This is a genomic window from Staphylococcus sp. FSL W8-0271 (assembly GCF_038006605.1).
Lineage (GTDB): Bacteria > Bacillota > Bacilli > Staphylococcales > Staphylococcaceae > Staphylococcus > Staphylococcus cohnii.
The window spans coordinates 1-25,947 of record NZ_JBBOVM010000005.1; the positions used below are offsets into that span (position 1 = coordinate 1).

Consider the following 25,947-nt stretch of genomic DNA (forward strand, 5'->3'; position numbering starts at 1 on the left):
AAAATTTTGATATAAGAATGAAACACAGCCTCCGTATTGAATGCGGGGGCTGTGTTTGTCTTTAATGTAATCTATACTTCAACTTTGAAATCTGTCACATTCGGAATATCCAATTCAGGATGTGCTTGCAAGTAATCAATAATCAGCTGTGCACCTTCAGTCGGAATCGATTTGATGATTTTATCTTCACTGAACATTGGATAGTTGCCGCCGCCGACAGCACGGTAATTATTCAGTACGACTTCATAAGTTTGATGCATAGCAATCGGCTGTCCTTGATGGGTCAAACGTGTAATACGTTCGCCTTTAGGATTGCCTGCTTTGATAGTATAGGCAATACCTGACCAAATATCATAATTGTAATGCTGAGGCTTGGGTTCAACATATTCAGGGTTCACAATGACTTCTTGGTCTTGTACTTCAAAGTATTCAGCTGTTTGTTCCAAAGCATCTTTAATATCTTGTCCGCTGAGTTTCAGTACATTGAATGTATTAGGGAACGGATAGTTGTTTAAGACATCCCGCATTGTGACTTCGCCTTTAAAGCCGCGTGATAAATCAAATAAGGCAGATGCCGCAATCGGAGCATTGCTTGCTTCCATTAAGATGTAATTCAAGAAGTTAAGGTATGGATGCGGTGCAGTGCGTGCTTTAAATTGATCTTCAACGACCATATCTTCAGATAATAAAGTGATTGGGGCATCTAGCCATTGTTCAATATAATCGCTGAATTGCTGAAGCTCATCTGTCAGTACAGCTTTATCAGGATTATCATCAGTTAAAAGCTGTGCAGTCGCATGATGCACACCTTGATCATGGTAGTCTAAGACAATTTTGCCGACAGTATTGCCTTTAGAACCAGGCTGGATGACTGGGACACCGTGAATGACTTGTGCGATTTCACGATGCTGGTGGCCGGTGATTAAGAGGTCGATGTCGGTGTGGAAGCGGTCGAGTAATGCATAACCTTCATTTTCTCCAGTTAAGGCTTCCGTAGGCGCACCGCTTTCTAAATCTCTTTCAAACCCGCCGTGGTAACATACTGCTACAATATCAGATTTGGCTCTGACTTCAGGCAGCCACTGTGCCAATGTGCTTTCAGCACTTTCAAATGTCAGACCTTCAATGTATTCTGCTTTCTCCCAATGCGGGATATATTGTGTAGTTAAACCAATCACGCCAATCGTTAATCCCTCTCTTTGTAAATACGTGACACCATGACCAGTGAAGGGTTCGCCGTTTTCTAAAATGTTCGCAGATAAGACTGGATAATCTAAATCTGCTAGTGTGTCTTTGAGATAATTTAAGCCGAAATTAAACTCATGATTTCCGATTACACCTAAGTCAAAAACGAATTGATTATAAATCGCCGCCAGCTGTTCTGCAGATTCTCTTTCTTTCGCAAGATAATGTCCGATAGGCGATCCTTGAAGAAAGTCGCCATTATCTATACGAATCGTGTTTTTGTACTGTGCACTATCTTCTTCTATGATGGCTTTGGTATGCAAGAGCCCCATCGGTAATCGTTGTGTCTTGTCTTGATAGTCAGTTGGAAAGAGATAGCCGTGTACATCGCTGACGATATAGAATGCAAGTTGTGTCAATGTAAAATCCCCCTATGTGCGTATCAGTTAATCGTTATAGATTGTGTTTTCAGGTTATGCGAACCTTGTTTTAAACGCAAGTGTGCAGACCCTGAAGCATCAGATATTGTTTGACCTTTCAAGGACAGTGTCGCATTGCCGTCACTGTCTGTTTGAACAGATTGTGCTGCACTATACCCTGGTGATGATTGTGTGCCGAATGTCGCAAGCTGGCGTCCGCCATCTGCATAAATACCGGCACGCAAATCGTTTAAAGTTTGGTTGGCAGGCTGACCTTTAAATTGGATTTTGATAGTAAATGTTTGTCCTGCTTGAAGTTGTTCAGGCACATCGAATGCAATGCCATTCGTATTGATAGATGTACTGCTTGTATCCTCATCTGGTGATGAAGGCTGCTCTTCTTTTGGAGTTTCAGATTGTGAGCCTCCATAGCTGCCAGCCGCAAAAGTTGATGGATCGTACCATTTATAGCCTGCTTTAGGTTCTGACCAAGGTTCTTTTTGCGGTTCTGTTGATTGCTTTGGCTGTTCGAAATCTTTCAATGGTGTGGCTTGGTCTTTTGAAACACCGAGCGCTGTTATCGTTTCGGCATCTTCTTGTTTGCCGAGCCATGTTGTTAAGTTAGAGAGCAATTGCTGATTATCTGCTTCTTTAAAGCCGTCATAAGTTTTCTTTGTATCTCCGCTGTCTTCTCGTTTATATTTAGGTGTACTGTCTTCAACTAAAGATGAATCGCCGATGAATGCCGCTTTGCCTTTGCCGACTTTAGACACCGCGACATAAGGTCCTTCAGCTTTACCGCCTCCGGCATAGACACCTTGATCTACCGCATGCGACCATTTTTGTTCTGAAGATAAACCTTCAGGTGTATAAATAATGCCTTTTGCTTTATCAGGGTCAGTAATGGCTAACGTTGAACCTGCATGCATAGACACACTGTTGACATTATCTGTGATGCCCATCGCATCTTTGCCTGTTACCATATTTTTCGTTGTAAGATTATTTAAACCATTGTATCTAAAGCGTACACCAAAGTTTTCAGCTAACCAATCAGAACTGTTTACGCCTTGCATAGCCTCTGACTGCTTTTCATCTTGCGACATATCTTTGGTCATATCGTTGTATGCACCGCGGCGATAGCCGTTCATGGCTTCAGATGAATCAATTCGGTTCAAGTTGCGGTCTGCGTTGTAGTGATCAGAAATGAAAATAATACTGCCGCCTTGTTTTGCAAAATCAACCATAGCTTGTTGTTCAGAAGATTTGAAAGGTGTATTCGCTTCAGGAATGACTAGAATCTTTGTGTCTTTTAACTTTTCAGGCGTGATACTTGCCTGTCCGCGTAATTCTTTCACTTGATAACCTTGCTTTGCGATTTGGTTGGCATAATCAGAAAAGCCGCCGTCTAAGACCCAATCTGCCGCACCTGCGGTTTGGGCATGTGAATTATCCATAAGTACTTTGCCTTTTTCAGCTTCTCCGATAGTCGGTGCATCAGTGGTACTTTGTGCGTATGTATCAGGTGATGCACTGAGTAGTGTAGATGCGATCAAAACAGAACTTGCGACGTAACGATGGATTACTTTCAATTGAATGTTCCTCCTAAAATGGTTATGTATTTATTTTTATTTACTTGTCCTTTCATTATATTCGTAATTCTAGAAAGTTACATTCGATAAATTTAAGATTTACGATAACTTAACTAAAGTTTCAAATAATTTAAAGATAATCAACATTGCATAAATTATTTACTCAATCTACACAAATATTGTGTTGTTTTTTACTTTAATTCACTCATATAATAAATGTGTAACACATCGCAATACATATGGAGGAATGTTGAATGAGAAAGAAACATGCGTTAAAGTCACTCTTCGCTTTAATGATGGCAGTTATTTTATTCGTATCCGCTTGCGGCAACGGCAGTTCTTTAGACAATAAGAAAGAAAGTGATAAAGAGGGAGGCAGCGGGGATTACAAACCTAAAGAATTAACAGTTCAATTTGTCCCTTCTCAAAACGCAGATAAGTTGGAAGCGAAAGCAAAACCGTTAGAAAAATTATTATCTAAAGAGTTAGATATCCCAGTGAAAGTTTCAGTTTCAACGAACTACAACACAATTGTTGAAGCGATGAAATCTAAAAAAGTAGATGTTGGTTTCTTACCTCCGACAGCTTATACATTAGCGCACGATAAAAAAGCGGCGGATGTATTGCTTCAAGCACAACGTTTCGGAGTGAATAAGGACGGTTCAGATTCAAAAGAACTTACAAAGGACTATAAATCAGAAATTCTTGTTAAAAAAGATTCAGGTATTAAAAGTGTTAAAGATTTAAAAGGCAAAAAAATCGCGCTGCAAGATGTGAGTTCAACTGCAGGGTATACTTTCCCGCTTGTTGAATTAGACAAAGAAGGCGTAAATGTCTTAAAAGACATGAAAGTTGTGAACATGAAAGGTCATGACCAAGCAGTCATTTCATTAATGAACGGCGATGTAGATGCGGCAGCTGTATTCAACGATGCACGTAAAATCGTGAAAAAAGACGAACCTAAAGTCTTTGATGAAACTAAAATTTTAAAATTAACTAAACCGATTCCAAACGACACAATCTCAGTGCGCAGCGATATGGATTCAAAATTCCGCGACAAACTGAAAAAAGCCTTTAAAGATATTGCGAAAACAAAAGAGGGACACAAAGTCATCAGTGAAGTTTACTCTCATGAAAACTACGTAGACAGCAAAGATGAAAACTTCGATATCGTTAGAGAATACGATAAAAAAGTCAAAGAAATGAAGTAAGCACAAAGCAAACAGATGTTCTCCATCACACCATTTTAATGAGCGTATTTCAACGCAGTGAGGCTTGCAAGAGCACATTGAGTCCGTTGAATACGCTCGCTTTGTATTAAAGCGAGAAGGAAAGGAAATGAGTATGAGTCAAATTGAATTTAAAGATGTACGCAAAGTTTATAGTAACGGTCATGTCGGTTTAGACCGTATTAATTTAAATATTGAAAAGAGTGATTTCGCAGTCATTGTCGGCTTGTCAGGTTCAGGAAAATCGACATTACTGCGTTCTATCAATCGGCTGCATGATATTACAGAAGGGGAAATTCTGATTGACGGCAAATCGATGACTAAAGCCAGCGGCAATCAACTGCTTGAAATGCGCAGAAATATCGGTATGATTTTCCAAAATTTCAACTTAGTCAAACGTTCTTCGGTGATGCGTAATGTACTCAGCGGACGTGTCGGCTATCATCCGACTTGGAAAATGATTCTCGGTCTATTTCCGAAGGAAGACAAAATCAAAGCATTAGAAGCTTTAGACCGCGTCAATATTTTAGATAAGTATAAATCACGTTCTGATGAATTATCCGGCGGTCAGCAACAGCGTATTTCTATTGCAAGAGCTTTATGCCAAGAACCTGCGATTATTTTAGCAGATGAGCCTGTTGCTTCATTAGATCCCTTAACAACTAAACAAGTGATGGATGATTTGAAGCGTATTAATCAAGAATTAGGTATCACAATTATTATCAACTTGCACTTTGTAGATTTAGCACGTGAATACGGCACACGTATTATTGGTTTGCGCGATGGTCAATTGGTCTTTGATGGCCCTGTTGAGCGTGCAACAGATGAAGCCTTTAATGAAATTTACGGCCGTTCTATTCAAGACGAAGAGAAGTTAGGAGTGAATTAGCATGGATCATGCGAAAGATTATGCGTCGATGTTAAATAACAAGAAATCGTTTAAGACGACTTTCAGTGCAGTCCTTGTACTTTTCTTAGTAATATGGAGTTTGACTTATACGGGATTTAGTATCGGTGATTTATTATACGGCTTGCCTCAAATCGGTGTCTTATTTACAGATATGTTTCCGCCGGATTTAAGTTATTTATCTCAGATATTGAATCCAATGTTAGATACGATTCGTATGGCAATCGTAGGTACATTTATCGGTTCTATTATTGCAGTACCCATTGCATTATTATGTGCCAAGAATATCTCACGTACGAAATGGATAGCAATGCCGGCACGTTTCGTGCTGAACATTGTGCGTACGATACCGGATTTATTACTTGCGGCTATTTTCGTTGCGGTTTTTGGGATTGGCCAAATTCCAGGGGTGCTCGCGGTAATTGTATTAACTATCAGTATCGTCGCAAAGTTATTATATGAAGTTTTAGAAGCGATTGATCCAGGCCCTTTAGAAGCCATGACGGCAGTAGGGGCGAATAAAACCAAATGGATTTTGTTCGGTGTCGTTCCGCAGGCACTCGCTTCTTATGTGTCTTATGTATTATTCGCCTTTGAAATTAATATTCGTGCAGCTGCGGTACTTGGTTTAGTCGGTGCCGGCGGTATCGGTCTCTTTTATGACCAAACACTCGGCCTGTTCCAATACGATAAAACAGCAGTGATTATCTTATTTACACTATTGATTGTAGTCATTATTGACTTCATCAGTTCGAAAGTGAGGGAGCAACTCACATGACGACAATGAGTAAAACAGAGTTATTGAACAACTACAGCAATAAGCAGAAGAAAATCAAATATACCTTAACAGCACTAGTGGTTGCGGCACTTTTGATTTGGGCTTTTGCCGGTATGCCTGCTTTAGAAATCAAAGACAAATCCCGTCAAATTCTCGGTTCGATATTACAAGGACTAACTCATCCGGATTGGGGCTTTGTCTATCAAAAAGGCGGAGAAGACTTGCTTCATGGTTTGTTAGAAACCTTTGCGATTGCAGTAGTCGGAACAATATTAGCTGCGATTATCTGTATTCCTTTAGCGTTCTTAGGCGCAAAGAATATTGTCAAACTCCGCCCAGTCACAGGCACAAGCAAATTTATCTTAAGTATTATCAGAGTCTTTCCTGAAATCGTAATGGCTTTAATCTTTATCAAAGCAGTAGGACCAGGATCATTTTCAGGCGTGTTGGCACTCGGTATTCATTCAGTAGGGATGCTTGGAAAACTCTTCGCAGAGGATATTGAAAATATCGATTTAAGTGCAACCGAATCGCTTAAAGCATGCGGCGCAAATAAAATTAAAACATTAGTATTTGCGGTCATCCCGCAAATCTTGCCGACTTTCATGTCATTAATTCTTTACCGTTTTGAGTTGAACTTGCGTTCGGCGTCCATCTTAGGCTTAATCGGTGCAGGAGGTATCGGTACACCATTAATCTTTGCCTTGCAGACACGTTCATGGGATCGTGTCGGAATTATATTAATCGGCTTAGTAATTATGGTCGGTATCGTGGATTACATCTCTGGCAAAATTAGAGAGAAAATTGTATGATTAGAACAATAAATAACCATGGAATAACGATGTGATTCCATGGTTATTTATATCTTCAATTGTCAAATTAAGTGCAACACCTTATCATTGAAAAGCTCTGCTGGTGTTTTCCAATCAAATCGTTTACGAGGACGTGTATTCAACTTATAAACATAGTGTTCTATTTGTTCTTCTGTAATGTTATCAATATCAATACCTTTGGCTATATATTCTCTAATCAATCCATTTGTATTTTCATTAGTTCCACGTTGCCAAGGGGAATGAGGATCAGGAAAATAAAATGGAATGTTATCTAACTCTGACGTAATTTCTGGATGTTTAGAAAACTCTTTACCTCTATCTGGTGTAATAGATAATCGTTTATTGTTTGGTAAGGTGCCAAGTAAATCTACGATTTTCTGTTTCACAAACTCAGATTTCTTTTTAGGTACTTTACCACAAAGTAAATAGCCGGTTTTACGATCTACTAATGTAACAAGACAAGATTTTCCAGTTTTTCCCATAACAGTATCGGCTTCCCAATCTCCGATTCGTTCTCTATCATTAATGATTTGAGGTCGATCATGTATTGAATAACTTATTCTAATTCTACCTCTATTTTCTTGATGACTTTTAGTGTGTCTAGTCTTACCTCTATGCCTTAACAATCTAATACATCCACGGTTACCGTGACTTAATTTAGGCGGATCAAATAGGCCTAAATAAATAGCACGGTAAATAGTATTATAACTAATAGGGTTCTGTTGCAAAGTTGAATTTATAGTATAATTTTAACAAAAAGGAGTCTTCTGTATGAACTATTTCAGATATAAACAATTTAACAAGGATGTTATCACTGTAGCCGTTGGCTACTATCTAAGATATGCATTGAGTTATCGTGATATATCTGAAATATTAAGGGAACGTGGTGTAAACGTTCATCATTCAACGGTCTACCGTTGGGTTCAAGAATATGCCCCAATTTTATATCAAATTTGGAAGAAAAAGCATAAAAAAGCTTATTACAAATGGCGTATTGATGAGACGTACATCAAAATAAAAGGAAAATGGAGCTATTTATATCGTGCCATTGATGCAGAGGGACATACATTAGATATTTGGTTGCGTAAGCAACGAGATAATCATTCAGCATATGCGTTTATCAAACGTCTCATTAAACAATTTGGTAAACCTCAAAAGGTAATTACAGATCAGGCACCTTCAACGAAGGTAGCAATGGCTAAAGTAATTAAAGCTTTTAAACTTAAACCTGACTGTCATTGTACATCGAAATATCTGAATAACCTCATTGAGCAAGATCACCGTCATATTAAAGTAAGAAAGACAAGGTATCAAAGTATCAATACAGCAAAGAATACTTTAAAAGGTATTGAATGTATTTACGCTCTATATAAAAAGAACCGCAGGTCTCTTCAGATCTACGGATTTTCGCCATGCCACGAAATTAGCATCATGCTAGCAAGTTAAGCGAACACTGACATGATAAATTAGTGGTTAGCTATATTTTTTACTTTGCAACAGAACCAATAAATATAAGTACAACAAAAAGGATATAGAGCTTTTGAATAACTTTGATATTGATAGATATGTAGTGCTTGATGTAGAAGATAAAGACGAAATGTTGAACGATGTTTGCGACATGATAGATGACCATGGTTTAGCAAACATAAGAGAATTAAGACGTTTTGTGAAAGAACATGGTGGTGACTATAATTTGCCGAGTATGAAAATTATAAATAGTGTTCTACGTTCACATACTGGATTAATTAGATTATATTTCGATGCAGTGTATCAAGAACGTAAATACGGACAAAGTTACGTTGATACAGATACAGGCGAAATATTGGATTGAACTTGAACTTAGTGAATTAAATTTTATACACGTAGTGATCATAAAATTTATGAACATTAGCAACCACATTTTTGGTTGCTGGGGTTTAGGTTTTGAACTTATGGACTGACTTGTTCAGTCCATTTTTGCGTAAGCAAAACTAGCTTCGCAGAACACACGAACTAATGACTTATTGCAAATAAGTCTAGTGTGTTAGACTTTAATAAATAAAGGCCACGAAAATCAATGAAACAGGAGGGCAATTATATGTCGTATTCTATAATTAGAGTTGCAAGAGTAAAATCAAAAACAAACACAACTGGAATTCAAAAACATGTCCAAAGAGAAAATAAAAATTATGAAAATGATGATATAGATTTAGAGAAGTCATATTTAAATTATGACTTAGTGAATGATAGTGATATTGATTTTAATCAAAAAATAGATGAGAAAATAGAACAGAATTATGCAGGTAAAAGAAAAATACGAAATGATGCTATTAAACATATTGATGGCGTTATTACATCAGACGAGGATTTTTTTAAATTTAAGAGTACAGAAGATATAAAGAGCTTTTTTGAAGATTCCAAGCAATTTTTAGAAAATGAGTATGGAAAAGAAAATTTGCTTTATGCAACGGTTCATATGGACGAGAAAACACCACATATGCATTATGGATTTGTCCCGATTACAGAAGATGGTCGTTTGAGCGCTAAAGAAGTAATTGGTAATAAAAAATCATTAACAGAATTTCAAGACAGATTTAATCAATATTTGAATGATAAAGGATATAGATTAGAACGTGGAGAATCTAAAAATAAAACAGAGCGAAAGCATCGCCAAGTTGAGCAGTATAAGAGTGAAACTAAATACCATGAGAAAGAAAAAGAATTTGCTAGACAAACACTTAAAGGGACAGAAAAACAAATTCAAAACCATCAACGTTTAATAGACCATTACAAGAGAGAAATTAAACCTATAAAAGCAAGCTATGACAATATGAAAAGTGAATTGAAAGATTGGGAAGAAATTAAGTTACCAAAATTAAAGAAAGAAGCTCAAAATATAGAAAATCAAAAGCATAAAGAGTCGAAAAAAATCGAGGATTTGAAACAAGAACGAGATAGACATTTAGATATTTTAGGTTCTGTAGATTCACAAATAGATGAATATAAAGAGAAAAATGCATATGAGAAAGTAAAATTAGACGAAATAAGAGCAAAAAAACAAAAAGAGGAAGAAGAGTACCAAAATTTAATAAATGTCTTAAATGAGCCTGTAAATGACAAATATGAATATGAGTATAAAAAACCTAGCTTGTTTTCAAAAGAAAAAGAGGCTACAGGTAAAGTAATTATTTCAGAAGATAATTATAAAACGTTAAAAAAACAAGCAGCAGTAGCTAAAAGAATAGAGCCAGAGTTTAGGCGATTAAGTTCTAATCAAGAACGTATGGACGATCAAAAATTAATCAGTAATTTGGAACAAAAAAATAGAAATTTAAAACAAAAGAATAAGCGTATTGAAAGTGAGAAAGAAGATGAAAAAACCAACCACCAAATAACTAAGAATATTGTTAAGTTTGGTTGTAAGTTTATTAAAGAAAAGGTTGGCGAAGATATTTATCAAAAAGGAATTTATATGCTTGATAATAGAATTAAACAACAATTTAGAAATCAATATAGAGATATTGTTTGTGTGAATGATAGTGATAAAAATATGTTTAAACAAAAAGATGCTAAAATAAAGCAAAATCAAGTAGATAAAAACCATAATAAGAATAAAGGTTTTGATTTAGATAAATAAATAAATAAAGCTCGTAACAGTTATTGTTAAACTACTAAGAGCTTTATAAATGCTTATTAAGAGTTATTTAACTAATAATATAATTATAACGCGCATTTATGCCGAGAAAACTTATTGGTTGGAATAATGGAATGTGATAGCTAACTTGTTAGCGAGTTGGTTGGACTTGAATTGGGATAAATCCCAAGAAAGTACCAACTCAACATCACATGGAATTGTTGGTTCCGACCAATAAGGAAATTGGAATAAAGCAATTTTATTTTTTGAGAAGAAAACGAAAGGGGTTTTTCTATGAAATTTGGAAATTATAAAATTGACTCGTTTTACTTAAGCATGATTATAGGTGTTTTAGCTACTTCGTTATTTTTCCCTTATATACTTTTATCTGTTTTTGTTTTATTAATATTTGGTTTAAAAAAAGATGATAAAGAGGGTTAATTTTCTTCTTTAAATCTTAAAGATTGAGGTGGAAAAAGGGGGGGCTACTACGACCCCCCTTTTAAGTGCCGAGTGCCAAATCAGAGATTGTGAAGTGTTTAGACCTTTAATATCAAGGGTTATAGCGATTTTTCACAAAGCTACAAATAGGCTACATTTTAGCTACATTTTAGCTACATTTTCGATTTTTGATGTAAATATTTGCATATAATGCACACATTAGTTACTATGTATTTATAAAATTAAAAAGGAGTTACAAGATGAGTGATTATAAAAAGAGATTAACAATTACATTGGCTCAAAATGTTCATGATGATTTAGATAGAATAGCTAAAGAAAAGGGATTGAGTAAATCTGCAATACTTACAATTGCGTTTGAAGAATATAAGAAAGGGCAGAAAAATGCATAAAAAAGAGCGTCTCCGCAAAAAGTACGCTCTTTTAAACTGCATTATCTGTATACGGTGATATGAAATGACAACAGATAAAGCGAGATATTTCACATTTTTATTATACCCTGAGAGTATACCAGAAAACTGGAAAATGCAACTAGAATTGATTGGTGTGCCAATGGCGATTAGTCCGTTACATGATAAGGATAAAAGTAATGTGAAAGGACAAGAATATAAAAAAGCACATTACCATGTGATTTATGTAGCTGCTAATCCAGTTACGGCTCATAGTGTAAGAATGAAAATTCAGAGAGCATTAGGTAAAGAAAGTGTAGCAAAAGTACAAGTGATTAAACAAAGCATGGAAAACATGTATTTGTACTTAACGCATGAGAGTAAAGACGCTATTGCTAAAAATAAATAGGTTCTGTTGCAAAGTAAAAAATATAGCTAACCACTAATTTATCATGTCAGTGTTCGCTTAACTTGCTAGCATGATGCTAATTTCGTGGCATGGCGAAAATCCGTAGATCTGAAGAGACCTGCGGTTCTTTTTATATAGAGCGTAAATACATTCAATACCTTTTAAAGTATTCTTTGCTGTATTGATACTTTGATACCTTGTCTTTCTTACTTTAATATGACGGTGATCTTGCTCAATGAGGTTATTCAGATATTTCGATGTACAATGACAGTCAGGTTTAAGTTTAAAAGCTTTAATTACTTTAGCCATTGCTACCTTCGTTGAAGGTGCCTGATCTGTAATTACCTTTTGAGGTTTACCAAATTGTTTAATGAGACGTTTGATAAACGCATATGCTGAATGATTATCTCGTTGCTTACGCAACCAAATATCTAATGTATGTCCCTCTGCATCAATGGCACGATATAAATAGCTCCATTTTCCTTTTATTTTGATGTACGTCTCATCAATACGCCATTTGTAATAAGCTTTTTTATGCTTTTTCTTCCAAATTTGATATAAAATTGGGGCATATTCTTGAACCCAACGGTAGACCGTTGAATGATGAACGTTTACACCACGTTCCCTTAATATTTCAGATATATCACGATAACTCAATGCATATCTTAGATAGTAGCCAACGGCTACAGTGATAACATCCTTGTTAAATTGTTTATATCTGAAATAGTTCATACAGAAGACTCCTTTTTGTTAAAATTATACTATAAATTCAACTTTGCAACAGAACCTAATCTATGCTAGAAATCTTTGTTCATATAATGACCACAGTTATAAGTGGTTGTATTATTGCATTGTTTACGCATTGGCTCCGTAATCGCAATGATAAATAGGCGACCACAGCCACACCAAAAAATCCCCTCACTACGGCAATAGTGAGGGGATTGGTGCATCTATGCTAGAACCTTTGTTAATTAAATTATAACACTAGGACATAGATATGTACAAAAGTATGAAAATAGAAAGCATATGTATGACTTGAGCACACCCTAATCATACAAATGAGGTTATTGAAATTACAATAACTAGAACGTATGATTAGGGTGTATATTAATTATGAGGTGGAGATCAATGATTGTTGGTTATGCTAGAGTATCATCTATAGACCAAAATTTAGAAAGACAGCTAGCTAATTTGAAAACATTTGGCGTAGAGAAAATATTTACAGAGAAACAATCGGGAAAGTCAGTAGAAAACAGACCTATATTTCAAGAAGCACTTAACTTTGTGAGAATGGGCGATAGATTTGTAGTAGAATCCATTGATCGCTTAGGTCGTAATTATGATGAAGTGATTAACACAGTTAATTATTTAAAAGATAAAGAAGTCCAATTGATGATTACTAGTTTACCGATGATGAATGAAGTCATTGGCAATCCTTTATTAGATAAATTTATGAAAGACTTAATCATCCAAATATTAGCAATGGTTTCAGAACAAGAACGAAATGAAAGTAAACGTAGACAAGCACAAGGTATTAAAGTTGCGAAAGAAAAAGGGGTATATAAAGGACGTCCTTTACTCTATGCACCGAATGCTAAAGATCCTCAAAAACGTGTTATTTATCATAGAGTTGTAGAAATGTTAGAAGAAGGCCAAGCAATTAGTAAAATTGCGAAAGAAGTAAATATAACAAGGCAGACAATTTACAGAATTAAAAAAGATAATGATTTGCTTTAATAAACCTTGTTTCAACGCAAATGAGATCATCTCATAGCATCCTAGAAATCACTATAATATTTTATTAATAAAGTGTTATAGGTAGTTAAATTGTATATCGTATTCATTTAATAGTAATCTAATATTTCTTGTAAGTCTTGTTTTATATTATTACGCAAACTCTCTGGACTTAAAACTTTTACATTTTTACCACAAGATATAATGATTTTTGATACAAAATTCACATCTTCTTTATTGATGTCTATTTTTAATATAAATGTATCATCCTCTAATTTATCTATAGTGATATTAGACCACAAATGATTTTGTAATAAATCTACGCCTATTTCATTACTTTCAATAGTTATATTTATTTTGGACTCTTTCTCTACTAAGTACTTTTTGTAATTTTTCAGATGAATATTTGGGATTTCCTCTTCAAATCTTGTTTCATATATCTCCTCAATTTTATTTAAGTTAAATAATCTCACAATTTTAGTTTTAACGTTCGCCGTCACAAAATACCATACATTATTTTTATAAGTTAACCCTATCCCTTGATAAATATAAGTAAGATGTTTTGATCCATAAACTAAAGTGAATTGCTTTTTAAGTATCGTGAAATTTATAACTTTATTAAAAATATCATTGGAATATTCATTCCCGATTTCAACATTGAAGTATTCAAACATATTTTTGTATTGATTAATAATCGATTTTTGCACCTCTGTAGAACTGTTATATATTTTATTGACTATATTTATATATTCAGATGAAAACGGAAGATTTTTTAAATTAGAGATACTCGACAAAGCAAAATATAAAGATTTAATTTCTTCATCATTTAAATCAATTCTTGTGAGGTGAGCTTTTCTAATAACTTTATATCCTCCATTCTTTCCTCCAGTACTGTATAAAGGCACCCCTAGTTCTTGAATATCTTTAATATCTCTCAAAGCTGTACTTTTTGAAGTATTAAATTCTTCCATTACATCTTTTAATTTGAAATTTCGATTATTATTACAAAATTCTATTAGATTATAAAGTCTGATAGTTTTATTCATAAATTTCCCTTTCGGTGTCTAGAATTGACACCTTTAAATAGTATGATAATTATATAACAAATTATTGAAGGAGGAAAATATATGAATTTTGAAGTTAGTCCATATTTTGTAATCACTAATAATGCTGAAAAATTAAGAATACGCTTAGAGGAAATATTTAATGCAAATACAGTTTATATTCAAAGAATAAAAGATAGACCGTTAGAGGCACGTGAAGATGTTGATGAAAGAGATTTAGAAAAAATCGACCAATGCGTGATTTTATTTGGTGATGTAAAGTTAATGATTGCAGATGACACTGAAGGCCTTCCAATTACAAAAGGAAATAATGTTTCTTTGTGCGTGACATTCGAAAATGTCGAAGATACAAAGCGAATTTATGATGAATTAGTTGAATTAGGCTCTGAAATTTTAGTACCCTTTGCCCCGAAATTTTATACGGAAGGGTATGGATATATTAAAGATGAATTTGGAATTGCTTATCATCTCTTTACTAAAAGAAAAAATTAAAAAAAGGGCATATATAATATGCCCTTTTTTAATTAATAATTTACATAATTTATCCTTATAGGTAGTTGGATTGTATATGTTATGCAATACGCTAACTTAATAAATATTACCCATCAATGATTCAATAAAAAGACAACAATAATAATCTTTATTGCTTAAATTTAAAGTAATTTATTTATCTAAATTTCTTTTTTCGTTTATTAAGTTTTGAAACTCTTGTTCTAATTCTTCCGAAGGTTCAATACTCAATCGACTGAGTACTTCTGTAATTTTTGTCTCAAGTAAAAGTTTTTTATCTTCTTTAATATTCCTTGTTGGCTTTTCAGCTTGTTTAAATTGTTCATATGTGCCATCAAATATTTTTATTTCTTTATTATCAATTGTCATTATTCGAGTAGCTACTTTTTCGATAAATTTACGATCGTGAGATACAAAGATTATACTGCCATTATATTCCTTTAACAAAGATTCAAACGCCTCTATAGCTTCCATATCAAGGAAGTTTGTTGGTTCATCTAGTATTAACGTGTTAACTTCACTTAAGAATACTTTAGTTAGTGCTACTTTAACTCGCTCTCCACCACTTAAGACATTTATTGGTTTATAAACATCATCTCTAAAAAAATGCATTCTAGCTAGAATAGTTCGAATAAGAGTTTCATTTTGTTGTGAAGAAGATTGAACATTTTCTAAAATACTCTTATCTAATTCTAATGTATCTATTTTTTGGCTAAAATAACCGATTTTGACAGATGGCGATAATGAAATACCATGATTCTCATGAACAATTTTTTTAATAAACGTTGTCTTTCCTGTACCATTAGATCCGATAATTGCCATCTTGTCTCCTCCGCGAATACTAAAACTTTTTGCTTTCCACAATACCCGTCCTTCAATTGTGCCCGAGACATCTTCACCACGTATTATAGTTCTATTTTTTACACTTTCTAAATTCACTAAATCCATTTTAAGTGGAGGAAGTTCGTTTCTCTTTTCGACGCTTTCAAGTTTTTCTAGTCTGGTTTCTAGGGATTTTACAGTTTTTCGTAACTTCTTCTGCTTACCTGCAAAGTATGGCTTTGCTCCTTTTATTTTGCCTTCAGATAAACTTAAGTTTTTCGGTTTTTTAGTTGCTCGTTGAGCTTTCTGTTCTTTTATATTTATAGCTTTTTCCAATCGTTTCTTTTCTTTTTCATATTTTTCATATTCTAATTCTTCTCGATGTCTTTCTAATTCTTTTTGTTCAACATAGTTACTATAATTCCCCTTATATTCAGTTATTCTCCCCTCTTCAATTTCCCATATAGTAGTACACAAGTTATCTAAAAAAACGCGATCATGTGAAACTATAATAAAAGCTCCATGCCAATTTTTTAAATCCTGTTCTAATTTTTCTATATAGTTATTATCTAAGTTAGTTGTTGGTTCATCTGCTAATAGCAGTTCTGGATTTTTATCAAGCGCTTGCCGAATATAGTTTCGTGTTACTTCACCACCACTTTTAGTTGATTCTATGAGCTTCAATTGAGGAATAAGTTCACAGTGTGAAAATTGTTTTACAATACCTTCTTCAGGCACAATTTTTTTATATAATATGTGAAGTAACGTTGTTTTTCCATTTCCATTTTTACCAACTAAACCAATACGATCATTCTGATAAATCTTTAGGCGATTTATGTTCAACAATAAACGATCTTGAACATAATGTTTTATATGAAGTCCCTCTAACATTATTTTCATATTTTCTCATCCTCTTATAAGTAATTGAAGACAATAAAAGCCTCCTAATCTATTCAGAATAGGAGGCATAAATCTATATAGATGAACTCTAACAAAATATTTTTAGAGCCAACTACAGAATTTTCATCCTATCCTGAAAAGTACAATTGAAAACAACACAAATCAAACGCTGTTTGTAAATAAAACACTTTCAATTGTTTACTTTTGAAAATAGGATTAGTTAATCATGTAGTTGGTTCACCCTTTCCCTTATCGTATTAAATTCAACTTAAACAAATAGCCAATAAATGTCAATGTTCAACTCAAATTATTTTTTCAATTTATTTATCTTATACCAACCATTTACATAATCGATGATTATCAGAAGTTCGATTCACATAAAAAGGCACGACAAGTTTATGAACTTGTCGTGCCTTTTTTATTACAATTAATTACCAAATAAACGACTCCAAAACCCTTTTTTAGGGGTCTGTTCTCCCTTATCAGCAGTCTCACTCTCTATTTCTTCAGATAGTTTATCATCTTTTGGGAACTCATCTTCTTTTATACTGTCACCCTTTTCCTCTTCAGCTACATCTTTATGTTGTACTTCTGTTGGATGTTCATTTTCTTGTTCTTGATCAATATCTTTAGGTTCTTCAGTAAATGTTGTTTCTTGTGAATTAACGTTTTGTCTATCATTAACAGATGTATCAAAGGAATAATTAAGCTGTCTTTCTTCCTCTAATTGATTCTCCAATTTTTGAATCTTTTTATTACTTTCTAAAGCTAATATTTGCTGATTCTCTAAAAGTCTATTAAGTGTATTTATTTGCTCTTTATCTCTATTTGATTGTTCTTTATATATAGCTACTTGGTTATATAATTGTTTTATTGTCTCATCTTTCACCAGGTTATCATTATTAGGTTCAGCTTCTTCTTTTTTTTCACCTTCAAAATCATCATTCTTATTTTGATTTTTTCTTATTCGGTTTACTACTATAGTTTCATCTTCACCGGATAAGTAATTTACGTTATCGATTTTTTGAAATTTTACATTTGCTTTTTTAGCATTATTATAAACAGTCATTTTTGTTACGTTTAATTCATCGGCAATTTCCTTCATACTTTTCATATAATGGCCTCCATATAATTATACACATGACATTTATACCATTATATAGCTATTATACTTGTTATTACAAGGGCATATAATTCATTATACATATATCTATATACGGTTATACGTATAACTATATAGGGTTATATGTATAAACTTTCAACCCTATATGTATAGGTGTTATACACCCTTTATACTTGCTATATAAGCGTTTATACGCTGTTATATGACATAACCATATAAAGGTATTATACGAAGTTTTATCTTTTTTGAAAATGCATACATCCAAATGTATATAAACAATTTAACAAAGCTTTTAAAAGTGTTATTATAAATATATATAAAAGAAACCCAACTACGGGAATAGTCAGGTTTCTTCGGTAATAAAACAAGTGATTTGTTTGTTTATATATTTGTTATATTCTTATTATATATTCTAAGAATTATTAGTGCAAGTCGAATACATATAAACTTACTTATAGCTTTTTATTACCTCTTTTAGAAATTTAAATATGAAAGAGGTTTTTGTATGTCCAACTTTAACATTAAAGAAATCCAAAAAGAGAAATTTTATCAATTACCTAAAGTGTTTTTTACGAATCCTAAATATGTTAATTTGTCTAACGATGCAAAAATAACATGGTCAATATTAAGAGATCGTTTAGATTTATCTATAAGAAATAATTGGGTAGATAAAAATGGAGATATATTTTTTATTTATACCAATGAAAAGCTTAAATCTATTTTAAATATTAGTAGTCCAAATAAGTTATCTAAAATTAAAAAAGAATTAACTCAAGCTGATTTATTCAATCAAATAAGAGTAGGTTTAAATAAACCTAATAAATTATATATTAAAAAACCGGAAGTAACAGAAGCTGATGTATATTATATTTCACAACAAGAAAATGATATAGAACAGCGTAATAACACGGACGTATCAAATTCATACGTCCAGAAATATGATAATGATACATCAAGACATATTAATTTGATACATCATGACATATCAAAAGAATACACTAATGATACTGACTTAAGTAATACTGACTATATAGAGACTAAGAATAATGATACGCATGATATGAATGATACATATAACAATTCAACAAACCACAATCATTCGAATCATACAAATCATCAACAAACCGAATTTAATAATGATGCACTTAAATTCCAAGTTCTCGAAGAATTGCCACAACAAATCAAAGATTACTTAAGTAATTTTGAAATTAGAGAAATTCGTATTATTAAAAGTGTTTTACTTAAAGGAAAAAAATCATTTAATAATGCTCATGATACATATTACCGTTTAGAAGACGTGGAGTTCGAACTTGTCAGTGTCTTAAAACGATTTAAAGCGATGTTGCTACAAAAAAATGAAACGGTTGAAGCTATGCAAGGTTATTTGATGCAATCGATTAAAGCTGAACTAGAAGAGATACATGCGCTTAATATGCGTCGTCAAAATATGCCTAAGTATAATATCTTTAACGAATAATTCAAATGAGCTTACAGCAATTAAAGAAACCTCAAAATATTCGGTTAAGTCATCAGATTATTTAACTGGAGATAGCGAAAAAGATTCAGAGATTGTTAATGATTTAGAAAAAGGTTTATATCGAAAACGTATGTTGAGTTATGGTGGATTGCTTAAACAAAAACATAAAATTTTAAATTTAGATGATGCCGAAGATGGGAATTTAATTAATACAAGTGACGAAGATAAAACAACAGATGAAGAAGAAAAAGCACATTCAATTACTGCAATTTGGAATTTTGAAAAACAAAATTATTACTTAAAAGATTTGAAACGTTAGCTTAAAGGCTAGCGTTTTTTTTATGTCTTTTTGCCCCTGCGGGAACTATAGCGTTCAACCGGCAAGGTTGACCAGTTTTCATGTTAACTTTTAAGTTTGCATGTAAATGGGCAGTGTCTAAAAAATTTATCACTGGTTTAGATCAAAAATGTGTTTATGAAATTAGAATATATTTATTTGGTTCATATTTGTGTTTTAAGAGCTTATGTAAGTATTTAGGTATAAAACTATATGATTTACCCCTAAATCTTTAAAATGCCCCCTTAAAATTCAAAATAAAGGCATTTAAAATTCAAATAGTTCTTGTGATAAAGTTTTTTAAAAAAGGAGGTTATATTTTTATGTGGTTACGTTTTTCTGTGCAATTACTTCTGTCTATTTTGATGTTTGTTTTTATATATCAGCAAATAAATCAAAGTCATTTAGATTTTTGGTTTATTATTTATTTCTTATTTTTTATGGCTGTGGTTTTATTTTGGAAACCTTCAGAAAACAAAAAATAGAACACGCATTTATGCCGAGAAAATTTATTGTGCGTTGAGAAGAACCCTTAACTAAACTTGCAGACGAATGTCGGCATAGCGTGAGCTATTAAGCCGACCATTCGACAAGTTTTGGGATTGTTAAGGGTTCCGAGGCTCAACGTCAATAAAGCAATTGGAATAAAGCAATAAGGTTTATTAATCTAAAAATAAAAGGAGTTTTTAATTTTGAAAAAAGCTTTATTTCTTTTACTAGATGAATTTGCAGATTGGGAAGGAGCATATTTATCTTCAATTTTAAATCAAGATGATAATTGGTCTGTAAGTACTATTTCTTGTGAAGAAAATGTATCTTCTTTAGGTGGTTTTTCTGTTTTGGTAGATTATATTATTGGCGATGAACCTAAAGATTATGATCTGTTAGTTATGATTGGAGGTAATTCTTGGGATAATGATTCTGAGAACCTTTTAAAATTTGTTGAGGAAGCATTTAATAAAAATATAGTAATTGGTGCTATATGTGGAGCAGTTGATTATTTAGCTAGAAATGGTTTTTTAAACAAATATAAACATACTGGTAATTCGGTTTATATTTGGCAAAATTATAAAAAATATAAACCTGAGAATGAATTTTTAGAAAAGCAAAGTGTTGTTGATAATATGCTTATAACAGCAAATGGTACAGCATCACTTGAATTTACTGAATCAATTTTAAGAGAGATTGATTTTGATTCTGATAAAAGTATTGAAAAGACAATATTTATGAATAGGTTTGGTTTTTATAAGTATTGTGAAAAATACGGAAATCCATATTTATAAAGTTGGTTGTATTTGGGTTTTTAGAAACGAGTTGAAAACGAGTTTCTTCTTGTCTTGATATTATATAGAAATAACGTTCTTTTTGAAATAGGCATTCATCGATTTTATCGATGAATGCCTATTTATTTACTGACTTAATAATTTTTTAACTTTTACTTTTCAAATAGTCTTAAAAGACTTAAACAAGCCCATAAAACTAAAATAAAGAGTATATAAGGGACGATATAAGCGATATACCATAAGTAGCCCCATACTGATTGTGTATGTGTAATCGTATGATGTAAGGCACTGTACATGTTATCAATACCTAAAACGTTTCCAATCGGACCAGTCACAATGGAAACTAAGGCCATTAATAAAATAACGAAGTATAGGGCACCAATACCATGCGTCATACTTTTGATACTTGATTTAAACGTACTATTCAACTTTTGATTTTCTTTTAAACTGTTGTTCAATACTTCATGATGTTCTTGGTTGGCCATTCGAATCCCTTTAAGATCCTCATACATCCCATCTTTTTCTTGTCTAAACGCCTTTGCGACATCCTCAGTTATATGTTTGGTATCAATTTTTGCTAACATTTGATTGGAAATTTTAATCACTTTGGTTTCTGTTTTATCTAAGTAGTTTTTAAAGTTCGAGGTCGAAGCCTTTAGTTCGCTTACTAATTGTTGGTTCTGATTCGATCTGTTTTGCTCTCGCTGCTCGAGCTCGATCATCCTGTTCCCGAGCTTCGCGTTCTGCTCTTTCAGCTCGTTCACGACGTTTTCGTTCATTGAAGAGGGCTTGGGTTGATTGGTCGAAAGATGACCAGTTAAGCGTTGTTCTAGATTGTCTATGCGTTGATTGATCTGTTGGAGTTCGTTCAGGAGTTGTTGATTTTGATTCGTATTTTCTTCTTCTACGTTGTTTCTCGGCTTCAAAGCCATGTGTAATGCCTCCTTTGTCATAAATATCACCTAGTTTGCTGCCACGTACTTTTTTATCTGCTTCTATATGTCTATATGTGATGGTTTTATCCGTCACACGTTCAACAATGATGCCTTTCGGACGTAATTGTTCTTGGAAACTTTTCATATCTGTCGCTTGTGTTTCATCAACGGCTAACCGGATATCATTTTTCCATGACGATTTCCCTTTATCTATGAGATTTTGTTCAGCTTGGGTGTAGCGCATTTCTGCTTGATTGTTGGGAATAGATAAACCATGATGACGGCAGACCTCATCATTTGCTTGTCTGATGTCTTTAAGTGCTTGTTTATTATTATTGAATTTTTTACCTGTTTCTAAGTTGATGGCATTAATCACGATATGATTATGCACATGATCGGTATCACTATGCGTATAAATCGCAACTTGATGATCAGGGGCAATTTTTTCGGCGAGTTCTAAACCGAGGGCATTACACTGTTCAGGGGTCACTTCTCCTGGTTTGAATGACTGGATAATCACATGACCTTGGTTGCCGTCTGTTTTACCGTAAACTTCGCGAGAAGCTTTAAACGCACTTTTCGCATAATCGATGTCGCAATTTAAACCACTTTTTTCCTCAGCGCGTTTTTCTGCATAGTTAATGGCCCGTGATGTTGATTTTGTAGCACTTATTTTAGTTGTTGCCATATATGATTCAACTCCTCACGCATGATGGCGATATCTTGTTGCATTTGTTCCATATTTGCGCGTTCGCCATACGTATTTAAAGCTTTAGCGATTTGGTTTAAGTTGCTCCCCAACTTACCCATATCTTTGGCCATCGATTGGCGCGTGACTTTGTCTAATTTGGGCGCCACTAATCGAGCCCCTTGTGCTTTGTTTTTAACAAACAAAGGCACACTCATATTCAAAGTTTCAGCCGAAGCCTGTAACTTTGAATATTCGGATTCGCTCACACGAAAACTAATTTGTTTCGGTGCCTTGCGGTCGGGGATTTGGTTTTTCCCGACAGCTTCGTTACCTTCAATCATTGTTTTACGTTCGCTCATAATCCCACCTCGCTTTCTAACGAAAGACACGTTGTTCCGTTGATTGTATTATAACATAATACAATCTTTCTCACATCGTTTCAGAGGTTTGGCAAGCAATGGGAATGCTAGCCACTTCGTGCCTAGATACCCTGCTTGTTGGTGGATAAATCCCCCAAGCCCCCTGGGATTTTTTCTGCGAAAAAATAGCAAATACTCATGAGTATTTGCTTAGTGGAACGCGCAAAAATGTGCGCGTTAAACAGTGAGTAATTACTAATTATTTAAATGAAGTTTAATATTAGTAATTACTCATTAAATATCCCCTCATATGTTAAAATAGTAACTAAGCAATCACTCAATAAAAATAGTGTTTATTTTTTGAGTATTTACTTAGTTATGGAGGGGATATCAATGCCAAATCAAAATCATAAAAAAGCTAAAACAATCAATATCAATTTAACTGAAGCCGAGTACGAAAAAGTAAAGCAACTTGCTGAAATCAGAGATTTAAATCCAACGGCATATACACGACTTACTGCATTAGGTAATCGGATTAAACCGACGGTTGTATATCCTGCCGATGAACGCATTGATGCACTTGAAAAAGAGAATCAAGATCTTAAAAAGCAACTTATGGCAGGTTATGGTCAATATGAAGTGACAAGAGAAGATTTCGATAATCTAGAAGAGCAATATTATCATTATGCAGGCTATGTGAATACATTTAAAGACTTCTTAAAGTATGTGCAAAACGATGCGGAATATATAAATTTGAAAGGCTATAAAAATGATGAAAAATTAAAAGAAGAGATTAGGGATGTTATTGAAAAGCTGAAATAAAGAGTTTGAAATTAAATTAATTAAAAATTTAGAATTACTTGTTTAAGTCGAAAAGAGGAGCATATCATGGTAGCAATTGTAGTACATGCGTTTAAGACATTATTAAAATTTGTGGATTTTGAAAAAAAGGTTGATTATTATTTTATATTATTGATGAATATCCTTATTGTTGGGATATGTTTTATGATTCCAGTATTTATAGATTATTTACTTTTATTAAAAATAAAAGACGAATTTCTTTCTATTATATTATCTATCACTACATATGCTCTTCTTTTTGTGTATTACTTAATGTGCATATTATTAATAAAAAAATCATTGAATTTCTTCATTGTTTTTATAGATAAAGATAAACGGTATTTTATAAAACGCAGTTTTAATAGAAATTATTATGAAGAAATGATTAGACTAGATACAGTTAGAGATATAGAAAAACAGATTAATAGTCAAGATGTAGATTATCCTTTAAGAAGATTATATAAGAGCTTACATTATAGATACTATAATCATCATGGAGAAAAATTTGAAGAAATAGCATGTATATTCAATAAATTTTTTTATAAAAGATTTATATTCTCTAAAGAACATAAAAAGAAAAAAATAGCATGGTTGATACTGAGTGTATTTACAATTGTACTAACATTGTTATATTCTATCATCTCTAATATTACTTTTTTGAATGATTCAAGCGCTGCAATGTTAAATTTAATAATTTACAATATCTATTATTTTTTAAGCTTTGGGATACTTTCAATGATTATTGATAGTATAGATAAAAAGAATAATAGGGCGAAAATACTTTTATTAAATTATTTTTCTAAAAAAGATAAGAAATGTTAATGTAATTAAAATACATAATTCAACTTATCGGAAGTAGATATGCTTACGTGTTTACAGATGATATAATAATAGAGTCGCCTTAACTTCCGGCGATATTTTCGACGGAAGGAGGTGCTTCATATGCTTATGATCTTCGTTCACATCATTGCACCAGTCATTAGTGGCTGTGCAGTTGCGTATTTTACTTACTGGCTTAGTAGTAAACGCAATAAATAGAAGGCGACGTTAAGCCGCATCAAAAATCCCCTCACTACCGCAAATAGTGAGGGGATTGGTGCATATATGCATATAATCTTCGTTAAATGTATTATAACATCATAGTGCATAGGAATGCAAAAAGATAATATTTTAAGTAGTCTCTTTGGATATTATCATATGATATATTTATATAATCTGATTTCGAAATTGATTATTTATTAAAGGAGCATATATGAGTAATAATAAAATTAAAGGTTCTGTTGCAAAGTTGAATTTATAGTATAATTTTAACAAAAAGGAGTCTTCTGTATGAACTATTTCAGATATAAACAATTTAACAAGGATGTTATCACTGTAGCCGTTGGCTACTATCTAAGATATGCATTGAGTTATCGTGATATATCTGAAATATTAAGGGAACGTGGTGTAAACGTTCATCATTCAACGGTCTACCGTTGGGTTCAAGAATATGCCCCAATTTTGTATCAAATTTGGAAGAAAAAGCATAAAAAAGCTTATTACAAATGGCGTATTGATGAGACGTACATCAAAATAAAAGGAAAATGGAGCTATTTATATCGTGCCATTGATGCAGAGGGACATACATTAGATATTTGGTTGCGTAAGCAACGAGATAATCATTCAGCATATGCGTTTATCAAACGTCTCATTAAACAATTTGGTAAACCTCAAAAGGTAATTACAGATCAGGCACCTTCAACGAAGGTAGCAATGGCTAAAGTAATTAAAGCTTTTAAACTTAAACCTGACTGTCATTGTACATCGAAATATCTGAATAACCTCATTGAGCAAGATCACCGTCATATTAAAGTAAGAAAGACAAGGTATCAAAGTATCAATACAGCAAAGAATACTTTAAAAGGTATTGAATGTATTTACGCTCTATATAAAAAGAACCGCAGGTCTCTTCAGATCTACGGATTTTCGCCATGCCACGAAATTAGCATCATGCTAGCAAGTTAAGCGAACACTGACATGATAAATTAGTGGTTAGCTATATTTTTTACTTTGCAACAGAACC

At 33.0% G+C, this 25,947-nt stretch carries 28 protein-coding genes and 2 pseudogenes; 20 read left to right on the top strand and 10 right to left on the bottom strand.

All coding sequences use genetic code 11. The annotated features are described in order from the left end of the window. Nucleotides 1-71: 71 nt before the first annotated feature. Nucleotides 72-1,604, bottom strand: a complete 1,533-nt coding sequence (locus NST87_RS13540) for a bifunctional metallophosphatase/5'-nucleotidase (RefSeq protein WP_019467662.1) — start codon at nucleotides 1,602-1,604, stop codon at nucleotides 72-74. Nucleotides 1,605-1,627: 23 nt separating this feature from the next. After that, entirely contained in the window at nucleotides 1,628-3,193 is a 1,566-nt protein-coding gene (locus tag NST87_RS13545; protein ID WP_011303199.1) for a hypothetical protein, read from the bottom strand. Between the two features lie 254 nt (nucleotides 3,194-3,447). On the opposite strand from NST87_RS13545, the gene NST87_RS13550 reads away from it, so the two are divergent. The 4 genes from NST87_RS13550 (at nucleotide 3,448) to phnE (NST87_RS13565) (ending at nucleotide 6,919) form a co-directional block, all read left to right on the top strand. Further along, nucleotides 3,448-4,404, top strand: a complete 957-nt coding sequence (locus NST87_RS13550; RefSeq protein ID WP_313694186.1) for a phosphate/phosphite/phosphonate ABC transporter substrate-binding protein — start codon at nucleotides 3,448-3,450, stop codon at nucleotides 4,402-4,404. A 133-nt stretch (nucleotides 4,405-4,537) separates the two neighbouring features. Then, nucleotides 4,538-5,311 carry a phosphonate ABC transporter ATP-binding protein gene (gene phnC / locus NST87_RS13555; protein WP_340721796.1) on the top strand — a complete coding sequence of 258 codons (774 nt, stop codon included), beginning with the start codon at nucleotides 4,538-4,540 and terminating at the stop codon, nucleotides 5,309-5,311. A gap of 1 nt (nucleotide 5,312) precedes the next feature. Further along, nucleotides 5,313-6,107, top strand: coding sequence for a phosphonate ABC transporter, permease protein PhnE (gene phnE, locus NST87_RS13560; protein WP_011303196.1), 795 nt, complete (start codon nucleotides 5,313-5,315; stop codon nucleotides 6,105-6,107). Beyond that, nucleotides 6,104-6,919, top strand: a complete 816-nt coding sequence (gene phnE, locus NST87_RS13565) for a phosphonate ABC transporter, permease protein PhnE (RefSeq protein WP_011303195.1) — start codon at nucleotides 6,104-6,106, stop codon at nucleotides 6,917-6,919. Before phnE (NST87_RS13560) ends, phnE (NST87_RS13565) begins: the two co-directional genes overlap by 4 nt. 62 nt (nucleotides 6,920-6,981) lie before the next feature. Here the strand turns inward: phnE (NST87_RS13565) and NST87_RS13570 are convergent. Next, nucleotides 6,982-7,653, bottom strand: a pseudogene (locus tag NST87_RS13570) (IS30 family transposase); the annotation flags it as partial. Nucleotides 7,654-7,711: 58 nt separating this feature from the next. Here NST87_RS13570 and NST87_RS13575 point away from each other — a divergent pair. The 6 genes from NST87_RS13575 to NST87_RS13600 all read left to right on the top strand — a co-directional run bounded on the left by NST87_RS13575 (nucleotide 7,712) and on the right by NST87_RS13600 (nucleotide 11,810). Further along, complete coding sequence (locus tag NST87_RS13575; RefSeq protein WP_001105987.1) at nucleotides 7,712-8,386, top strand: IS6-like element IS257 family transposase; 675 nt, start codon at nucleotides 7,712-7,714, stop codon at nucleotides 8,384-8,386. 94 nt (nucleotides 8,387-8,480) lie between these two features. Continuing rightward, on the top strand, nucleotides 8,481-8,771 hold the full coding sequence (locus NST87_RS13580; RefSeq protein ID WP_445684179.1) for a hypothetical protein: 291 nt from the start codon (nucleotides 8,481-8,483) through the stop codon (nucleotides 8,769-8,771). A 246-nt stretch (nucleotides 8,772-9,017) separates the two neighbouring features. Beyond that, on the top strand, nucleotides 9,018-10,556 hold the full coding sequence (gene mobV / locus NST87_RS13585; protein WP_340721798.1) for a MobV family relaxase: 1,539 nt from the start codon (nucleotides 9,018-9,020) through the stop codon (nucleotides 10,554-10,556). 291 nt (nucleotides 10,557-10,847) lie between these two features. Then, nucleotides 10,848-10,994: a hypothetical protein gene (locus tag NST87_RS13590; protein WP_009385875.1), complete on the top strand. Its 147-nt coding sequence runs from the start codon at nucleotides 10,848-10,850 to the stop codon at nucleotides 10,992-10,994. Between the two features lie 260 nt (nucleotides 10,995-11,254). Next, nucleotides 11,255-11,404, top strand: a complete 150-nt coding sequence (locus NST87_RS13595) for a ribbon-helix-helix protein, CopG family (RefSeq protein WP_210136512.1) — start codon at nucleotides 11,255-11,257, stop codon at nucleotides 11,402-11,404. A gap of 64 nt (nucleotides 11,405-11,468) precedes the next feature. Then, on the top strand, nucleotides 11,469-11,810 hold the full coding sequence (locus NST87_RS13600) for a Rep family protein (protein WP_340721799.1): 342 nt from the start codon (nucleotides 11,469-11,471) through the stop codon (nucleotides 11,808-11,810). Between the two features lie 57 nt (nucleotides 11,811-11,867). Here the strand turns inward: NST87_RS13600 and NST87_RS13605 are convergent, their stop codons facing one another. Further along, a complete protein-coding gene (locus tag NST87_RS13605) occupies nucleotides 11,868-12,542 on the bottom strand; it encodes an IS6-like element IS257 family transposase (RefSeq protein ID WP_001105987.1) in 675 nt (224 codons plus the stop codon). 62 nt (nucleotides 12,543-12,604) lie between these two features. Here NST87_RS13605 and NST87_RS13610 point away from each other — a divergent pair, with 62 nt between their 5' ends. Together NST87_RS13610 and NST87_RS13615 are read left to right on the top strand one after the other, a co-directional pair. Further along, nucleotides 12,605-12,700 (top strand): type I toxin-antitoxin system Fst family toxin, encoded by a 96-nt coding sequence (locus NST87_RS13610; RefSeq protein ID WP_145373301.1) that lies wholly within the window; start codon nucleotides 12,605-12,607, stop codon nucleotides 12,698-12,700. Nucleotides 12,701-12,938: 238 nt separating this feature from the next. Next, complete coding sequence (locus tag NST87_RS13615) at nucleotides 12,939-13,547, top strand: recombinase family protein (protein WP_017176851.1); 609 nt, start codon at nucleotides 12,939-12,941, stop codon at nucleotides 13,545-13,547. Between the two features lie 107 nt (nucleotides 13,548-13,654). Here the strand turns inward: NST87_RS13615 and NST87_RS13620 are convergent, their stop codons facing one another. Continuing rightward, nucleotides 13,655-14,590 carry a helix-turn-helix transcriptional regulator gene (locus tag NST87_RS13620; protein ID WP_105978678.1) on the bottom strand — a complete coding sequence of 312 codons (936 nt, stop codon included), beginning with the start codon at nucleotides 14,588-14,590 and terminating at the stop codon, nucleotides 13,655-13,657. Between the two features lie 81 nt (nucleotides 14,591-14,671). Here NST87_RS13620 and NST87_RS13625 point away from each other — a divergent pair, with 81 nt between their 5' ends. Continuing rightward, the gene (locus tag NST87_RS13625) at nucleotides 14,672-15,100 is read left to right on the top strand and encodes a VOC family protein (RefSeq protein ID WP_015740108.1); all 429 of its coding nucleotides are present in this window, start codon (nucleotides 14,672-14,674) and stop codon (nucleotides 15,098-15,100) included. A 171-nt stretch (nucleotides 15,101-15,271) separates the two neighbouring features. Here the strand turns inward: NST87_RS13625 and NST87_RS13630 are convergent, their stop codons facing one another. Continuing rightward, nucleotides 15,272-16,840, bottom strand: coding sequence for a Vga family ABC-F type ribosomal protection protein (locus tag NST87_RS13630; protein WP_105978677.1), 1,569 nt, complete (start codon nucleotides 16,838-16,840; stop codon nucleotides 15,272-15,274). 427 nt (nucleotides 16,841-17,267) lie between these two features. Beyond that, nucleotides 17,268-17,954, bottom strand: a complete 687-nt coding sequence (locus NST87_RS13635; protein ID WP_069794542.1) for a DUF536 domain-containing protein — start codon at nucleotides 17,952-17,954, stop codon at nucleotides 17,268-17,270. A 514-nt stretch (nucleotides 17,955-18,468) separates the two neighbouring features. Between NST87_RS13635 and NST87_RS13640 the strand changes: the two genes are divergently transcribed. The 3 genes and pseudogenes from NST87_RS13640 to NST87_RS13650 all read left to right on the top strand — a co-directional run bounded on the left by NST87_RS13640 (nucleotide 18,469) and on the right by NST87_RS13650 (nucleotide 21,060). Then, on the top strand, nucleotides 18,469-19,440 hold the full coding sequence (locus tag NST87_RS13640; RefSeq protein ID WP_069794540.1) for a replication initiator protein A: 972 nt from the start codon (nucleotides 18,469-18,471) through the stop codon (nucleotides 19,438-19,440). Nucleotides 19,441-19,456: 16 nt separating this feature from the next. Next, nucleotides 19,457-19,759, top strand: a pseudogene (locus NST87_RS13645) (protein rep); the annotation flags it as partial. A 710-nt stretch (nucleotides 19,760-20,469) separates the two neighbouring features. Beyond that, a complete protein-coding gene (locus NST87_RS13650) occupies nucleotides 20,470-21,060 on the top strand; it encodes a type 1 glutamine amidotransferase family protein (RefSeq protein WP_262615981.1) in 591 nt (196 codons plus the stop codon). A gap of 152 nt (nucleotides 21,061-21,212) precedes the next feature. On the opposite strand, the gene NST87_RS13655 is transcribed toward NST87_RS13650, so the two are convergent. The 3 genes from NST87_RS13655 to NST87_RS13665 are packed head-to-tail and all read right to left on the bottom strand — an operon-like array spanning nucleotide 21,213 to nucleotide 23,045. After that, nucleotides 21,213-21,782, bottom strand: coding sequence for a DUF334 domain-containing protein (locus tag NST87_RS13655; RefSeq protein ID WP_133170856.1), 570 nt, complete (start codon nucleotides 21,780-21,782; stop codon nucleotides 21,213-21,215). Further along, a complete protein-coding gene (locus tag NST87_RS13660; RefSeq protein ID WP_070039660.1) occupies nucleotides 21,694-22,683 on the bottom strand; it encodes a relaxase/mobilization nuclease domain-containing protein in 990 nt (329 codons plus the stop codon). The genes NST87_RS13655 and NST87_RS13660 overlap by 89 nt, the downstream gene beginning before the upstream one ends. Next, nucleotides 22,665-23,045 carry a plasmid mobilization protein gene (locus NST87_RS13665; RefSeq protein WP_069814802.1) on the bottom strand — a complete coding sequence of 127 codons (381 nt, stop codon included), beginning with the start codon at nucleotides 23,043-23,045 and terminating at the stop codon, nucleotides 22,665-22,667. Before NST87_RS13665 ends, NST87_RS13660 begins: the two co-directional genes overlap by 19 nt. A gap of 393 nt (nucleotides 23,046-23,438) precedes the next feature. Here NST87_RS13665 and NST87_RS13670 point away from each other — a divergent pair, with 393 nt between their 5' ends. From NST87_RS13670 to NST87_RS13685, 4 genes are all read left to right on the top strand, one after another. Then, nucleotides 23,439-23,867 (top strand): plasmid mobilization protein, encoded by a 429-nt coding sequence (locus tag NST87_RS13670; protein WP_057534308.1) that lies wholly within the window; start codon nucleotides 23,439-23,441, stop codon nucleotides 23,865-23,867. Nucleotides 23,868-23,933: 66 nt separating this feature from the next. Further along, complete coding sequence (locus NST87_RS13675; protein WP_057534309.1) at nucleotides 23,934-24,707, top strand: hypothetical protein; 774 nt, start codon at nucleotides 23,934-23,936, stop codon at nucleotides 24,705-24,707. Between the two features lie 120 nt (nucleotides 24,708-24,827). After that, the gene (locus NST87_RS13680) at nucleotides 24,828-24,923 is read left to right on the top strand and encodes a type I toxin-antitoxin system Fst family toxin (RefSeq protein WP_002441941.1); all 96 of its coding nucleotides are present in this window, start codon (nucleotides 24,828-24,830) and stop codon (nucleotides 24,921-24,923) included. Nucleotides 24,924-25,214: 291 nt separating this feature from the next. Next, nucleotides 25,215-25,889 carry an IS6-like element IS257 family transposase gene (locus NST87_RS13685; protein ID WP_001105987.1) on the top strand — a complete coding sequence of 225 codons (675 nt, stop codon included), beginning with the start codon at nucleotides 25,215-25,217 and terminating at the stop codon, nucleotides 25,887-25,889. The last annotated feature ends 58 nt before the right edge of the window (nucleotides 25,890-25,947 follow it).

Bases quoted from the DNA above. Each gene is read 5' to 3' on its own strand.
- NST87_RS13665 (WP_069814802.1), bottom strand. From the start codon at position 23,045: ATGAGCGAACGTAAAACAATGATTGAAGGTAACGAAGCTGTCGGGAAA.
- NST87_RS13615 (WP_017176851.1), top strand. From the start codon at position 12,939: ATGATTGTTGGTTATGCTAGAGTATCATCTATAGACCAAAATTTAGAA.
- NST87_RS13575 (WP_001105987.1), top strand. From the start codon at position 7,712: ATGAACTATTTCAGATATAAACAATTTAACAAGGATGTTATCACTGTA.
- NST87_RS13630 (WP_105978677.1), bottom strand. From the start codon at position 16,840: ATGAAAATAATGTTAGAGGGACTTCATATAAAACATTATGTTCAAGAT.
- NST87_RS13635 (WP_069794542.1), bottom strand. From the start codon at position 17,954: ATGAAAAGTATGAAGGAAATTGCCGATGAATTAAACGTAACAAAAATG.
- NST87_RS13610 (WP_145373301.1), top strand. From the start codon at position 12,605: ATGCTAGAAATCTTTGTTCATATAATGACCACAGTTATAAGTGGTTGT.
- NST87_RS13595 (WP_210136512.1), top strand. From the start codon at position 11,255: ATGAGTGATTATAAAAAGAGATTAACAATTACATTGGCTCAAAATGTT.
- NST87_RS13640 (WP_069794540.1), top strand. From the start codon at position 18,469: ATGTCCAACTTTAACATTAAAGAAATCCAAAAAGAGAAATTTTATCAA.
- NST87_RS13620 (WP_105978678.1), bottom strand. From the start codon at position 14,590: ATGAATAAAACTATCAGACTTTATAATCTAATAGAATTTTGTAATAAT.
- NST87_RS13605 (WP_001105987.1), bottom strand. From the start codon at position 12,542: ATGAACTATTTCAGATATAAACAATTTAACAAGGATGTTATCACTGTA.
- NST87_RS13625 (WP_015740108.1), top strand. From the start codon at position 14,672: ATGAATTTTGAAGTTAGTCCATATTTTGTAATCACTAATAATGCTGAA.
- NST87_RS13680 (WP_002441941.1), top strand. From the start codon at position 24,828: ATGCTTATGATCTTCGTTCACATCATTGCACCAGTCATTAGTGGCTGT.
- NST87_RS13590 (WP_009385875.1), top strand. From the start codon at position 10,848: ATGAAATTTGGAAATTATAAAATTGACTCGTTTTACTTAAGCATGATT.
- NST87_RS13655 (WP_133170856.1), bottom strand. From the start codon at position 21,782: ATGATCGAGCTCGAGCAGCGAGAGCAAAACAGATCGAATCAGAACCAA.
- NST87_RS13685 (WP_001105987.1), top strand. From the start codon at position 25,215: ATGAACTATTTCAGATATAAACAATTTAACAAGGATGTTATCACTGTA.
- phnE (WP_011303195.1), top strand. From the start codon at position 6,104: ATGACGACAATGAGTAAAACAGAGTTATTGAACAACTACAGCAATAAG.
- NST87_RS13670 (WP_057534308.1), top strand. From the start codon at position 23,439: ATGCCAAATCAAAATCATAAAAAAGCTAAAACAATCAATATCAATTTA.
- phnE (WP_011303196.1), top strand. From the start codon at position 5,313: ATGGATCATGCGAAAGATTATGCGTCGATGTTAAATAACAAGAAATCG.
- NST87_RS13550 (WP_313694186.1), top strand. From the start codon at position 3,448: ATGAGAAAGAAACATGCGTTAAAGTCACTCTTCGCTTTAATGATGGCA.
- NST87_RS13660 (WP_070039660.1), bottom strand. From the start codon at position 22,683: ATGGCAACAACTAAAATAAGTGCTACAAAATCAACATCACGGGCCATT.
- mobV (WP_340721798.1), top strand. From the start codon at position 9,018: ATGTCGTATTCTATAATTAGAGTTGCAAGAGTAAAATCAAAAACAAAC.
- NST87_RS13675 (WP_057534309.1), top strand. From the start codon at position 23,934: ATGGTAGCAATTGTAGTACATGCGTTTAAGACATTATTAAAATTTGTG.
- phnC (WP_340721796.1), top strand. From the start codon at position 4,538: ATGAGTCAAATTGAATTTAAAGATGTACGCAAAGTTTATAGTAACGGT.
- NST87_RS13600 (WP_340721799.1), top strand. From the start codon at position 11,469: ATGACAACAGATAAAGCGAGATATTTCACATTTTTATTATACCCTGAG.